General features: G+C 44.5%; 11 protein-coding genes. 5 read left to right on the top strand and 6 right to left on the bottom strand.

Annotation, left to right across the window (positions count from 1 at the left end; translation table 11 throughout):
• From PHX29_05905 to PHX29_05890, 4 genes are all read left to right on the top strand, one after another.
• On the top strand, positions 1-506 hold a 506-nt coding region (locus PHX29_05905; GenBank protein MDD5605425.1), incomplete at its 5' end, for a molybdopterin dinucleotide binding domain-containing protein.
• Complete coding sequence (locus tag PHX29_05900) at positions 506-1300, top strand: 4Fe-4S dicluster domain-containing protein (GenBank protein ID MDD5605424.1); 795 nt, start codon at positions 506-508, stop codon at positions 1298-1300. The genes PHX29_05905 and PHX29_05900, both read left to right, overlap by 1 nt.
• Positions 1300-2259 (top strand): polysulfide reductase NrfD, encoded by a 960-nt coding sequence (gene nrfD, locus PHX29_05895; protein ID MDD5605423.1) that lies wholly within the window; start codon positions 1300-1302, stop codon positions 2257-2259. Before PHX29_05900 ends, nrfD begins: the two co-directional genes overlap by 1 nt.
• Before the next feature lie 16 nt (positions 2260-2275).
• Positions 2276-3151 (top strand): formate dehydrogenase accessory protein FdhE, encoded by an 876-nt coding sequence (locus PHX29_05890; protein ID MDD5605422.1) that lies wholly within the window; start codon positions 2276-2278, stop codon positions 3149-3151.
• Between the two features lie 33 nt (positions 3152-3184).
• Here the strand turns inward: PHX29_05890 and cysK are convergent, their stop codons facing one another.
• Together cysK and PHX29_05880 are read right to left on the bottom strand one after the other, a co-directional pair.
• Positions 3185-4096, bottom strand: a complete 912-nt coding sequence (gene cysK / locus PHX29_05885) for a cysteine synthase A (GenBank protein ID MDD5605421.1) — start codon at positions 4094-4096, stop codon at positions 3185-3187.
• Positions 4097-4162: 66 nt separating this feature from the next.
• Positions 4163-4606, bottom strand: a complete 444-nt coding sequence (locus PHX29_05880) for an Rrf2 family transcriptional regulator (GenBank protein ID MDD5605420.1) — start codon at positions 4604-4606, stop codon at positions 4163-4165.
• Between the two features lie 158 nt (positions 4607-4764).
• Here PHX29_05880 and PHX29_05875 point away from each other — a divergent pair, with 158 nt between their 5' ends.
• A complete protein-coding gene (locus PHX29_05875; protein ID MDD5605419.1) occupies positions 4765-8892 on the top strand; it encodes an acyl-CoA dehydratase activase in 4128 nt (1375 codons plus the stop codon).
• Positions 8893-8957: 65 nt separating this feature from the next.
• On the opposite strand, the gene PHX29_05870 is transcribed toward PHX29_05875, so the two are convergent.
• From PHX29_05870 to PHX29_05855, 4 genes are all read right to left on the bottom strand, one after another.
• Positions 8958-10463: a glutamine synthetase family protein gene (locus PHX29_05870; GenBank protein ID MDD5605418.1), complete on the bottom strand. Its 1506-nt coding sequence runs from the start codon at positions 10461-10463 to the stop codon at positions 8958-8960.
• Positions 10464-10630: 167 nt separating this feature from the next.
• Positions 10631-10864, bottom strand: a complete 234-nt coding sequence (locus PHX29_05865; protein MDD5605417.1) for a hypothetical protein — start codon at positions 10862-10864, stop codon at positions 10631-10633.
• A gap of 270 nt (positions 10865-11134) precedes the next feature.
• Complete coding sequence (locus tag PHX29_05860) at positions 11135-11818, bottom strand: response regulator transcription factor (protein ID MDD5605416.1); 684 nt, start codon at positions 11816-11818, stop codon at positions 11135-11137.
• 5 nt (positions 11819-11823) lie between these two features.
• Positions 11824-13788 carry an MEDS domain-containing protein gene (locus tag PHX29_05855; GenBank protein MDD5605415.1) on the bottom strand — a complete coding sequence of 655 codons (1965 nt, stop codon included), beginning with the start codon at positions 13786-13788 and terminating at the stop codon, positions 11824-11826.
• Positions 13789-14816 lie beyond the last annotated feature (1028 nt).

Genomic DNA, 14816 nt, shown 5'->3' with positions numbered 1-14816 from the left:
AGGTTTATGAACCATGGGAGTCACCACTGGATAGAAATATTATGTCCGGTCAGAAAATTAATCCCTGTGCCTTTATCGGCAAATGGATGAACGAACAGGGAACACCCGATAAATATCCTTATGTGGGCACAACCTATCGTTGTACAGAGCACTGGCAGACCGGCATCATGACCAGAAGCCTGCCCTGGCTCGTAGAGCTCATGCCTGACATGTATGCTGAAATGGACGAAGTTCTCGCTGCAGAAAAAGGCATTGATAACGGTGATAAAGTTGTTGTCAGCTCAGCCAGAGGTGAGGTAAGAGCAGTTGCGGTAGTTACTAAACGCTTCAAACCCCTTACTGTCGATGGTAAGACCGTCCACCAGATCGGACTGCCGTTTAACTGGGGTTTTGCCGGTATGAAAAGCGGCGACTCCGCCAACATGCTTACACCGCACGTTGGTGATGCTAATACCACTATTCCTGAATACAAGACTTTCCTCTGTAATGTAAGGAGGGCAGACTAATGAGTAAGGCAATCCTTTTTGACCTCACCAAATGTACAGCCTGCCGGGCTTGCCAAGTAGCCTGCAAGCAATGGAATGAACATAAAGGAGAAGAAACCAGTAACTGGGGCTCTTACGAAAACCCCAGGGAGCTTTCGGGTGAAACCTGGATAAAAATGCGCTTCATTGAGGTAGAGCGAGAAGGCAAGCTCGACTGGCTGTTTCTCAGACGTTCTTGTTTACACTGCGAAGAAGCCAGTTGCGCCATCGTTTGCCCGGTAGGTGCTATCTTTAAAACTGACGAAGGGTTTGTTCACATCGATCAAGATTGGTGCATCGGGTGCGGAACCTGCACCCAAGCTTGCCCATTTAACGTTCCTCATATTGACCATCATGCCGGATTAGCTATGAAATGCAGTGCCTGTACTTCAGTTGGCTATAACAGGCTGGCTGATGGTAAAAAGCCGGCATGTGTTACCACCTGCCCTACTGGGGCGCTAGAATATGGCGACAGGGACGAATTGGTAGCCAAGGGGCGTGCTGTCGTAGACAAGCTAAAGGCAAATGGACATCCCAAAGCCTATCTATACGGCGAAAACGAACTGGGAGGACTCCATGTAATGTATGTCCTTGATGATTCTCCCAGTGCGATCTATGGATTGCCGGATGACCCCAAAGTTGCTACTTCCGATGTCGTTGGCAAATGGCTTTCCGGCCTGGTTACTGCAGGTGTATTGACCGCCTTGCCGTTCTGGCTAGTATTTAAACGCAAGCAAGATCTTGCCTCTCAATCCGGCAAGAAAGGGGGTGCCTAATGAATATCGGCGGAATGGAATGGGGTGTAACCCTATGGATTGATCTTTGGGCTGCCGGCATGGCTGGCGGTGCCTTCCTGACTGCTTTCCTTGCTGATAAATTCAGCGGCGGCAAGCTTAAAAACCTGTTCAAACTGGCTGTATGTACCGGCATCATCCTGGCGCTAATCGGAGTAGCCCTGCTTCTCTCTCACTTGGGCAATATTCTCTGGTTCTGGCATATGTTCGTAACTTTCCGGCCAGAATCGGTTCTCTCTCTGGGTGGCTGGATTCTTTCTGGTTGGCTTATGGTTGCCGGAATTATGCTAGTGCTCTGGCTGGCCAGCCACTACATACGCAGTTTAAAGCCTTTAGCAGACAAAGCCACCAGCATCCTCTCATGGGTTGGCTTTGTGATGTCTATACTTCTCATGTCCTATACCGGAGTACTGATTTCTGCATCAACCCAGCCTTTCTGGGCAGTTACCCCAATGCTGCCAGCGGTTTTCGTCGTCTCAGCAATCACATCCGGTGTCGCATGGCTAATCGTAGTCTCTCTGATAGTCAACTGGCTCAATCGAACGAACATCAGGCCATACCATTGGGTTATTGAACAGTTCTTCGATGAATCCGGTTGGCAGATTGAATCGTCTGCCATTGCCAAGCTGGCCAAATCTTTGGTGATAGCAATCATCATTGAGCTGATTGTAATTGCCTTGTTTATACTTTGGCTTTCTGCCTCGGGTTCACCAGCTGCTACCGACGGACTGGCATTGCTCACGGGCGGTGAGCTCTCACTGTGGTTTTGGGTTGGTCTTATTGCTGCCGGCCTTGTGGCGCCACTCATCATGCTTGGAATGAACTTGAAAAAAGACTACTCTACTGGAATCCTGGCTGGTATCACTTTCTCTTCTGCCGGATTAGTAGTCCTTGGCGGTCTTCTGATAAGAGCCTTACTATTGATTGCAGGGCAGGCATAAAGGATAATAGATTATTTTGTACAAACCTGAAAAAAACGATACAACAAGTAAAATAATTAAAGGTTTGGAAGAGTGGGTTGATTCGTCAACCCACTCTTCCAGGTTCGCCGCCTTCTATCTTGAACTTCTCCGAATACAAGCTGAAGTTGAACAAAAAACCGGAGTTCCAGCGGTAGGCATACCTCAAAAAGTGATAAACCACCGCACCGCGGAAGGCCGTTCACTCGCTAGATTCGAAGAACTTGATGTTGATTGGATGCTGGCCAATGATACATTACAAAAATTGGCTAAGCTGTTTAAGCAATATTCAGATATTTTGCCCAATTATACTGAATTACAAACAGAGAAAATACCGGAGGTGAATGCAAACCTTGCCCAAGAATGGCTTGAGGGGAGCAGCCTTGTTTCCGAAGCTGCTCAAGCAGGCGTCTCTCCGCATGGGTTAGCTACACTAATACACCATACAATGCGCCCTTTTCTTACTGGATATGCCCTGGCTTTTAAAGAGCGGGTCAGACAGCAATCATGGCGAAAAGGTAATTGCCCGGTTTGCGGCTCAGCACCATCATTCAGCTATCTGGAAAAAGAAGCCGGATCCCGATACCTTGTTTGTTCCTTTTGTAGTATGGAATGGCTTTTCCAGCGCCTTGATTGCCCTTTCTGCCATAATACTGATCAAAAAACACTTTCGTATAGAACAGATGAAGATGATTATTACCGCCTTTATCTTTGTGAAAAGTGCAAGCGGTACTTAAAGGCAATAGATTTAAGAAAAACTAAAGGCGAGTTGAGCTTTGGATCGGAAGCTATAATCACTGCCGATCTTGACTTGCAAGCTCAGGATTTGGGCTATATATCTGGGGAAAATTATCCCATGAAAACTGGCGAATAATGGTAAATCTACCAGAGTAAAATTTGATTCGGGCTACGCATCCCAAGTTGAAAGATAACGCTCGCCGGTATCGGGCAGTATTACTACCAGCATTTTACCCTGATTTTTCCGTTTTTTTGCTTCCTCAACTGCAACAAAAACGGCCGCACCGGAAGATAATCCTGCTAAAAGTCCTTCCTCGCGGGCAAGCCTTTTCGTCATATTAATTGCGGCTTCATTACTGACAGTTTCAATCCGGTCAACTACACTCGGATCAAAAACCCCCGGTATAAAACCGGCACCAAGCCCCTGAATCAGATGGGGGCCGGTTTTTCCGCCAGATAGAACCGGCGAACCCTCCGGCTCAACTGCTATTATCTGGATTTCTGGTTTCAATTTTTTTAATGCTCTCCCGATACCGGTTACTGTTCCCCCTGTACCTGCTCCAGCAACGACGATATCAACCAACCCTCCTGTATCTTCCCATATCTCCAGCGCTGTTGTTCTGGTGTGAATATCCGGGTTGGCCGGATTGTCGAATTGCCCAAGCAGTATATAATTCTGATCGTTCTCTGCCATTCCCCGGGCCAATCTCACCGAGCCACTCATACCTTCCTGTGCAGGAGTAAGAATTAACTCTGCCCCTAGCAACCTGAGCAGTTTTTTTCGCTCTTCCGACATGTTTTCTGGCATCACTATTATCAGTTTATATCCCTTGGCTGCACACACAAAAGCAAGCGCGATGCCAGTATTCCCACTTGTAGGTTCAATAATCACACTGGTTTTCGTGATAATTCCTTTTGTTTCTGCATCCAGCACCATGGCAACAGCCGTACGGTCTTTAACACTTCCGGTGGGATTAAAATATTCCAGTTTTGCAACCACTTCTGCTCGGGCTGAACCGATAACTTTGTTCAACCGGACCAGAGGTGTGTTTCCAGTTAAACAAGTAGCATCATGAGCTATATTAACAACCAGGTTATCCAGTTCTTTCTTCTCAACTTTTCTTTTTATTTTATGTATCCAACATGCCTAAATGTTGTACATATCGGCATGTAACATTTCGTTTTTTTCTTGTCTTTCAGCCAGATCGCCTATTGTCGTACTCTCAAGCACATCATCAATAGCTTTTTTTAGTTGAAGCCAAACTTCTCTGGTAGCACAATATTGCACCCGCACACAACCACTATGCTCTTCCAGACAGTCTACAGGCGTGACTGGCCCCTCCAGTAACCTAACCACCTCGCTCAGCTTTATACTCTCTGCCGGCCGGGCCAACCAAACTCCGCCATTCATTCCCCTGGTTGCGTTAAGAATACCCCCGCTAACCAGGGGGGATGCTAACTTTTGCAGGTACATAAAGGGGATACAATCCATTGCTGCGATTGTTTTCAGCGCAACTGGCCCTTTTCCTGAACACAGCGCAATGGTTACCAATGCTCGTATCCCATAACGACTTCTGGTTGATATTTTCATATTTACACTACTTCATGGCCACCATAGTTAAATTGTCACGATTATTCATTATAAATACCCCTCCTGATTGCGTCAAAGAAAGACAGGTTTAGAAGAACCAAGATCATGTTAATAACATAAAATGAGCTATTTCACCCTCAATTCTGATAAAATACAGTATGAGCTACACATTGGGGATTGATATTGGTTCTTCTACGGCTAAACTAACGCTGGCAGATACTAACTGCAACACAGTTTACCGGGATTATACCAAAACGGCTTCGAGCCCTTTTGTAACCATAAACTATCTACTCAAACGCCTGGAAGAATATACCCCTTTTTATAATATTAGCGGTGCCGCGATATCTGGCTCAGGCGCAAAACAGGTTGCAACTAAAGCAGGTTGGAGCTATTTTTCAGACGGCCTCGCCCTCACTACTGCCATAATGAATAATCATCCAGATACCCGCACTATAATATACTCCGGTGGCCAGACTGCTCTGATTATTGAACTCGAGCATGGCATGAACAAACCATGGAAAGTCTATTCCAACCCGCTATGCGCCGCCGGTACTGGTCATTTTTTACAGCAACAGTGCTACCGGCTTGGTATTCATTTAAACGACCTGGCCAAGTTGGCGATTTCTTATACGGGCGCTACCCCGCGTATTGCCACCAGATGCAGTGTATTTGCTAAAAGCGATCTGATACATTTACAGCAAAAAGGTGTGCCCGTAGAGGCAATGCTTAAATCCCTGTGCGAAAGTATCGCCCGAATGATCACCTCACTAAAAAAGGACCTGTTCCTCGAGCCAGTTGTTTTCACCGGAGGAATGGCAGCTAACCTGGCAGTGTGCTCAGCACTCGAATCAGCTATTTCGGCGAGAAATAACCGGCTAGTTAAAATTAACATTGCAGAATCGCCTCTTTACACCCAGTCTTTTGGCTTGGCATTACTAGCTAAAAACAATCCTTCGAGCGTAAATTTCCTGCCAGAAGAAGCTTCAAGCAAGCAATTCTATCCTCTCCCCAAACTAACAGAAATATCAGCAGCACATGAACCAAGTATTACGGATAATTTAAACAATTCTCCATGCTACCTTGGCGTAGATGTAGGCTCAACCAGCACGAAGGCAGTAATCATCAACTCTCAAGGAGAGGTTATCCTCAAGGATTATATCATGACCGCAGGGCGCCCCGTTGATGCAGTCAAGCAGGTCTTTACCAATCTGGTAACCCGGGGCGCTGGCGAAATATCAATAGGCGGAGCTGGCGTCACGGGTTCCGGCAGATATTTGATAGGAAGCCTGATTGGAGCCGATCTGGTAAAAAATGAAATTACAGCACAAGTAACAGCCGCGGAAGAGCTTGACCCAAATGCCGATATAATTGAAATCGGCGGGCAAGACTCAAAATTGGTTATTAAACGCAACGGAATCGTAGCTGATTACCAGATGAACAAAGCTTGCGCTGCTGGAACAGGGAGCTTTATCGATGAGTTGGCAGATATGCTGGGTATTTCAGTAAAAAATGGCGATTTTGGACGCCTGGCATTCGAAGCCCCCTATACAATCGATTTAGGTACCAGATGCGCTGCTTTCATGGGTCAAGCTGTAGCATCTGTGCAACAGCATGGAATTCCAAAAGAAGTGATAGCTGCCAGCCTCGCTCGTTCGATTGTCAATAACTACCTCTCGAAAGTAGTCGGCTCCAGAAAACTGGGAAGTAATATTATTCTGACTGGAGCTGTATTCTATAACCAGGCGATTGTATCAGCGTTCAATCAAATGCTTCCCGGTAAACAAATAACGGTAGCGCCCCACCGGGAAGTTAGTGGTGCAATTGGAGCTGCAATTCTTGCCATGGAATCCATGGATGGCAGCCAATCGAACTTCAAGGGATTTAACAGAGTAATTGAAGCTGACTGCAATCTTTCAACTTTTCTATGTACCAAGTGTGATAATAACTGCACTATAACCCGCATGAAACTACCCGATGGACAAACCACTTATTTCGGCTCTCGTTGTGATCTCTATGATGCCGGTATAGATAAAACTACTGTAACAACTCCTTTTGACATCAGGGAGAAATTGTTATTTGCTGACTATAATCCCCTTGATGGCAGCGGCCTTCTGGTTGGCATACCCAGGGCACTGTTGGTTTATGACTACGCTCCCCTGTTAATTGGATTTTTGAATAAACTCGGAGTTAGAGTACTGTTATCTGACAAAACTACCCGCAACACAATAGAAAAATCAATTGAGCTTAGCTATAGCGATTCATGTTTTCCGCTAAAATTGTTGCATGGACATATGTCTTCACTATCCCATACCGATTATATCCTGTATCCATGCGCTATCAGACTCGGCCAGAAAAATAAGGATAAAAACCAAAAGTATGCCTGCCCATTAGTACAGGCGTCCCCTTTTATTGCTGGTAACGTCATGAACAACGTTAGCAACCGCCTGCTTTCTCCGATTATAGATCTTAGTCTGGGAGAAACAGAGACCATTAATAACTTTGCCACAGTTGCTACCAAAATGGGATTTACCTATGAACAAGGTATCGAAGCGGCCATAGCGGGTTTCGAACGTCAAAAGGTATTCGAACAAGAGCTCCGGCAAAATGGCAATCGATTGCTTGAGGACATCCGCCAGAGCGATAAAATCGGAGTAGTTGTAATGGCAAGGTCATATATGTCTCAGGACTCGGGTGCCAACTTGGGTTTTAACGAAAAATTGGCCGCACTGGGTATGATTCCCGTACCAGTAGATTTCTTACCTCTTAGCAGCTTCGATCCGGAGGATATAAGCGACCGTCCATACTGGGCATATGAATCCAAATTTATTAACGCAACTAAAATCACCAGTATTACTCCCTTTTTATATGGGTTGTCTATTACCAACTTTGGCTGCGGTCCCGATTCTTTCATTATAAAAATTTTGCAGGATATTACCGGGCATAAACCAATGGGGCAAATGGAAATTGACGAGCACGCTGCAGAAGCCGGAATGGTGACCCGGCTGGAGGCTCTTGCGGACACAATCAAAGCACACCACAAATCTAATGCCCAGCAAGTCGAACTTGATTTATCAAATATTTATCGCGGTACATCGCCCATTATAAATACGGCAAAGAAAATAATTATTCCTAACATGGCGCCACATGCTACTGTACTGGCTTCAGCTATGCAAGCATTCGGGGTTGATGCCGAAGTGCTCCCCGAAGCTGATAAGGACGATTTAATCTACGCAGAGGAAGTGACGAGTGGGACTGAATGCCTCCCGTATAGAGTAACGTTGGGAAGCTTCTTGACATATTTAAAAACGCACCCCGATTCTAAAGGTGTTCAAGGGTTTATGAGCGGTTCTTATGGTCCCTGCCGCCTTGGTAAATACGCCATTGAACAAGAAAGGTTAATTAAGCAAGCCGGTTTTGATCTACCTATGTGTACTACTGTATCTAATAACGCTTACAGGGATCTTAACTTGGGATCTTCATTCGAAAGACTGGCATGGAAAGCCATTGTAGCTATCGATCACCTTGAGCGACTGCTCTGGCATTACCGGCCCTATAGCCCAGATAAAAGTAAGGCAAACAGCCTTTTTGACCAATACCTGCATAAAATTGCAACATGCGTTCGCCAAAAACAAAAGTATAATCATCTGCTGAAAGAAGCAACGATTCAATTCAAACAAATAGCTGACCCTAACCTTTCACCAAAACCATTGATTGGAATTAATGGGGAAATATTTTTACGTGCCAATCGATTCGCCAACAATAATTTGGTACAGGTATGCGAAGATGCCGGATTGGAAGTCGTCGTCTCTTCAATGAGCGAATGGTTAAAATACACCACTCATCGCAATCTTGAAGATGCCATTCGAGACAAATCAATAACCAGGCGGATTACAGGAATAATAAAAAGACAGGTCCAGCTGCATGATGAATCCAGCATATCACGCTCATTTAAAGGAATGCTGGACTTCGAAGAGCTATCGACTGAAGAGTTGCTAAAGCTTTCGTCTCGACTGCTGTCGCCCAGATGTGGCAGCGAAGCTGTACTTAGTCTTGGAAGCGGTCTGGAATGGATGGAGAATCCAGACTTTGCCGGAGTTATCTCTGTAATGCCCCATGGTTGCATGCCAGGGGGAATAGTAGCTGCCATGGCAGAAAAAATAAGCGCTCAATACTCCAAGCCATGGATAAGTTTGACATATGATGGTTTTACGGAAAGCAACAATCTGCTTAAAATCGCCAACCTTGCTGAAATTCTTCAGTATTGTAATGCAAAGGCCGGCAGGTAAAAGCACCGCAAATACGAGGTGCAATCAACCACCGACCTTATTTGAAAACTATAACCAGCTACAACCTAGGAATGATGTAAAAACTCGTCAACCAGCTTCTGTATCGCCGCTCCGTTTCCGTAATATCTCTGGCTGAGATCCTTGTCGTTATAGCCCTTGAGCATTTTTGCCATACCATCGATAACCGTGGCGGGAAATATTCCGCCCTCTTCATACAACGCCCGGTCTTTGAGAAGACTTTCGGCTGCCGAGTAACACGAGTCAGGAAGCTGCGGCAAAGACTCTTGTAAATCCTTGTTCTCGGAAGCGAATATATTAACGCCTACATAAAGCTGCTTTGCAATATCAAGAGCATTCTTCATCGTTAGCCCATGGCGAGCAGCAACGCACAAACCAGCTAAAATCATGTGGATATTGGCCGAGCCGTCCGGGGAGCGAAACTCAACAGTCTGATTGCTGCCCAAGTCAGCCAGATCTTCTTTTTCCAGCGGGTTGGCATCTTTTGCCATGTTATTTACTCCTAACCAACCCAAGGGAACGCGAACTAGCACTGAACGATTACGGTCACCCCAGCAGATATTGGTAGGTGCTTCCTGATGAGGTACTAATCTTAAAAAGGACAGTGGAATTGTATTAGCAAAAGCCGTCAGCGACGGAGCCAGCGTCAAGTAGCCGGCAATTGCCTTTTTAGCAACATCACTTAAGACTCCGTTTTCAACCATCGCATTAGCCCCGTTTTTCATAATCCGAGTGTGGAAATGCAAGCCGCTTCCAGCATGGCCAACCAGAATTTTGGGTGCAAAACTAATATTTACACCGTATCGTTTTCCTATCATTCGAAGAACCCATTTGGCTATCACCAGCTGATCTGCTGCGTCTTCGACGTTTACGGGTGTAAACTCAATCTCATTTTGCTCCATTTCATTTTCTTCCCCGTAAATGTGGCCAACTTCGGAGTGTCCGTATTTTATCTTGCCGCCGCACTGGGCAATATGCTGCATTGCTTCATATCTAAGGCTTTCCCACCTGCAAAATGGAGCTGATTCCTGGTAGCCCCGCTGGGAATTGGCAGGGTAAAGTGCTTGTTTGGGGGCAATTACGTAATATTCCAATTCACCCATAGCTTCAAAACTCATACCAGTTTTTTGTTTCAAGCTATCATGAGCTTTTTTAAGTATGTTTTCCGGCGAACTGCCCAGTCTCTGCCCCTCCTTTGTGAAATATGAGCACAGAATATCTACCGCAGGTACGCTGGAAAAGGGATTTTCAAATGCAGTGCGATAGCGTGGAATAATATACAGATCACTGGAGGAGGAATCTATATATGGAAACAAGCTCGAACCGTCAACCCTCTCACCAGAGGAAAGCAGCTGCTCGAGTTGCGAAAGACTCGTTATAACAAAATTGAGGGTCTTTAGACGCCCATCCCCACCCAAATGGCGAAAGTTTATCGCCTCGATACCATTATCCTTAACGTATTTTATTATGTCAGCGCGAGTAAACTCTTCTGAAGGTTTATCCAGGTATCGCGCCAATTTGTTGGGAACCAGGCAAGCACCAGATTTTTCCATATATATACTCCTGAAAATAAATTATACTCACGTTTGTTGATATCCTGGCAATCAAGTTTGCAGGATGAGGAAACAGAATTGCAGAATCCTTACTGTTAAACAAAATCTCGTTATTATACCAATATTTAGATATTTCCTGTAAAGTGCTTTATAAAATGCTCACTTGCTTAATACGAGATAGCACTCTGCACTCTTATTGCCTGGATTAACAAGCAAAGCAGCTGATAGCCACTGCGGACTGCTTGCTTGGCAAATAGCACAGCAAAATACGAATACTCGTCCAGGCTGTCCACCTGCCAGACAACGTTGTCTCCCGGAAATAAACCCATTAAGAGGCGGTCCAGCTGTAACGATCCGGTACTCGTAACTTGCTCAGGATACTTTACGTTATTACCAGTCATAATGCTGTCTCAATATTGATGGATATTTACGGCAATATGTTGCCGTATAAAGAAAATATCACAGAAAGTTTTTAACGTCAATGGCTTTAAAAAAGGGAGGTGGTGGCGGCAATAATAACAAATAATAACGTCTGGTTTGGGCAGGCACCGTTTTAATCAAGATGAACTATACGGGCACAACTCAACAGTATCCGGCAATCCGCCAATGTGGTTATATATTGGTAATCAATTATCGAAAAAACTTTTGTTCCGTAATGATCATAAGATTGATTAAATATTTAGTATATACCCGGCACCAGCATGAGCACGAATGTTTATTTTACACTGGTAATCCTTGCCTATCTTGTTTCTTAGCCGGCTAACGTAAACCCTTATAGCATCGGACGAGTTAGGACACGCTCCGGGTTCTCCCCATATGACTTCTTCCAATTGTGAATAGGTCACCAGCTGACCCGGGCTCTGCAACAACAAACTCAATATCAAGCTTTCCGTACGAGTGACATGAATTCTTTTATGTCCGTAGACCAATTCTCCTCTTCCCGGCTCCAGCCGAACTGGACCGCGAATCACCGGTGCATATATATTAAACTCCTGAGAACGCCTCAATACCGCACGGGCACGTGCAACCAATTCCAGCTGACCAAACGGCTTGACGATGTAATCATCCGCTCCATATTCCAGTCCTTTAACAATCTCAGCTTCACTGCTTCTTACAGTAGCAATAATAACCGGGGCTGAGGTGCGTGGACGTATGCTGGTTAGAACATCGTAACCTTCTAAATCCGGAAGGTTCAGATCGAGAACAACCAGGTTGAAGTTTTCTTTTTCTGCCAATTCCAGCGCCTGCCGGCCGAGGTGTGCTTGCTTGATGTTTGCTCCTGGCCAGGCCATTTCAAATGCTATAGAAATAAATTCCGCTACATCACTATCGTCTTCTACAACCAGAATGTCCACCAGCGTTACCTCCTGTTGCTATCTTTATCAAGCGGGAAAGAAAAACTAAACTCGCTTCCTTCTCCTTCTTTGCTGTTAACCCACAAGTCACCGCCATGCAGATCCATCAATAGTTTGCACAAATGCAAACCAATACCCATATTAGCAGCGGGATCGTCTGGTTTAGGCTGGGTCGAGTAATCATTAAAAATCGTACCTTGGCGCTCCTTTTTAATTCCACATCCTGTATCTCTAATCATTACAATCAGAGAATCTCCAACTTTTGTGGTTTTTATAAAAATACGACCATGAGCTGGTGTAAACTTGGAAGCATTTTCCAACAAATTGATGATAACCTGGCGCAAGCGTTCAGCATCTGCCCAAATTAAGGGGGTATTAAAATCTATGTCCAGACATACCAGCTGTTTCCGGCGCTCAAACTCCACTGCCATATAACACACTACATCCTTGAGAATACCCGGTAAGTCTATCCAGCCACAAGAAAGGTGAAGCAAACCCATATCTCCCCGCGCTAAATCCAACAAGTCGTTAACCCGGTTATTCAGACTATGTGCCCCCCGATGTATATTGGAGGCCAGTCTTTCAAACTCAGTGCTTTTTGCTTTTTCGAACAGAATATCAGCGGAACCGACCATAGGCGTGAGTGGAGTTTTCAGTTCATGAACCAGAAAACGGGTAAATTTTGTGTTTTCTCTGGATGAATTCTCCAGCTGTTTCCGCAATTCTGACTCCTGCTGATATAGCTGAGAAATTTCCCTTGCCAGACGTCGGCTTTTTTCAGTTTCTTTTTCCAGCTTTCTGGTGCGTTTTTTTACTAATTCCTCCAGGTGTTTATGATACAACTGAAGTTGTCCATTCTTATTTTTCAATTCGGTGATATCCAGTGCAGAAATGATATACTTTTCACAACTGGGGATTAAGTGAATTGAAAAAACTACATAGGTTGTCTGACCTTTAGAGTCAACTAACCTTACCTCGTGACCATTAGGGTTGGCTTCATATACTTTACCTGCTACATTGATATACCTGCTTACCGCATCTTTATCCCCGGGATGAACAAAATCAAGGAAATGGATCTTTTGTTCCACTTCGCCTTTAGTAAAACCCAGGGTTCTTTCCCATTGGTGGTTTATCAGACTGACAATACCTGCTCCATCGATAATACATATGGCGGTGCCAGCATTTTCAAAGATAGATTGATAACATGCTTCATTCTCTGCCAATTCCTGCAATTTTAATCGCCTGTCTTCCAGATGGGAAAGCCAACGCTTAACCTCAATTTGATCGCGACGACCGCTTAAAAATTCCTCCGGCGGCATATAATAACAATTGTCGAGCACCTGTCCCTTCCAGATTATCGTAGGGTGCGTTCTAAGCACTTCCTTAATAACCTTAGGATGAAATTTGGAAATATCGTACTGACATATTGCCTTCCATGATTCGCAGCCAATGATCTCTTTGTTTAACCTTGATTCAAATTCAAATAGGTTTTCAACTGAGCCCTCCCCCCTCAATGCCCAATCCATATCACTTATCACACAAGGAAAAACTTGCATACTGAAAGCCTTCGTGATTTCTTTCTGCACTACGGCAATCGCTTTATCCGGTTCGAAACAATCCTCCGGAGAAAAGAAGAGGCTGGAGTCAACGACAACCAGTTGCTCTTTGACAAGCTTACGCAATACAGATGAATTTTCCTTCGAAATTGTATCGATAATTTCTGTTTTCGAAGTATTAAATGCCAGGTAAATACAGATATTCCCAAGCCTTATTGCGGTACAGGCAAACGCAAGTATGCTAGAAATTTTTTCCTTGGGGCTTTCATATAAAATACAGGCATGATCATGGGATTTTAGCCTGCTAAGCTGGCGGATATAGGATAGAATGACCTCGGACCCTCTGCAGAAGCTTTCCTCCAAACCACAGCATTCAAGGTCAACCGAGCTTATTTTTCTATCAACAATAGTCATCTTCCCAAAGAACGGTATTTAAGTAATACCACTCCTATCCACCATGATACTACATTACATCGTTAAATGTAATAATTTTATATGGTTATTAAGTGTTTTATTTAATCAAGTGGAACATCGTCTTCTAGTAATAGCCCAGGACTTTGCCTGGTTGGATTACGCTCAGAAGCGCCGCTCGCAATATTAAGATTTGTATTATTTTCCTGATTATAACGTTTTTGTAATGCTCTGATATTCTGCCTTATAGCATTTTTATAATAGAACCCATGTTAAATTATTCCATAGATATATTGAGAACAATAATGACTGTTGATTTTCCTGGTGCATTAAAAAATGCAGGAGATGATTTTTGGTTTTATCGAATCTGCAACTCCAGCGAAACAAAAGGCTTTTTCTATTGGCGGGAGGGAGTTACAGCAAGCATGAAGATACATAGGACTCACAGCACAATTGGTCTAAAAAACTCCACCAAGGCTATGCTGGACAGAAGCCGCGCCCCTGGCCAATGTTACGATGGATTTTTATGTCAACTAATGGACATATGGAAAGAATCTCACTCAAAATCAAAACTAAATCATGGAAATATAAAGTTCAACACACTTGAAGGGAGGTAGACGCTGAACTTGCCCCCATCTTAGGATCAATCATAAAGTGGTTTTCCCGGTTATTTTGGCACCAATGCCCCTGCAAATTCAACAGGCGGTATGTTCCCCAGTGACCCATGTGGCCTCTCCCGATTGTAATGTTGCCTCCAAGCTCGTCTAAAGAGAAGCTCGATTTCCTTTTGGATGAAATGGTATCAGAAGTCGGTATGATAAACGAGGATGAATGGAGTTTGTACTAGACAGTTCATTTCAATTATCACCAGCGCCTGCGAACATCAGAAACGGGCTGGATAATCTCCAGCCCGTTTCGTTGTGCCTGTAACGCTTGTCTGTTAAGCCTTAAGGCTATTTGCAGGCAAGGATGGCACGTTTGGTCATAACCTTGGCTATCTGGATCTTGTATTTGTTCTGACCCAGGGCTGC

The sequence above is a fragment of the Dehalococcoidales bacterium genome, assembly GCA_028717385.1.
Lineage (GTDB): Bacteria > Chloroflexota > Dehalococcoidia > Dehalococcoidales > CSSed11-197 > CSSed11-197.
This window is presented reverse-complemented; position numbering and strand designations above follow the sequence as displayed.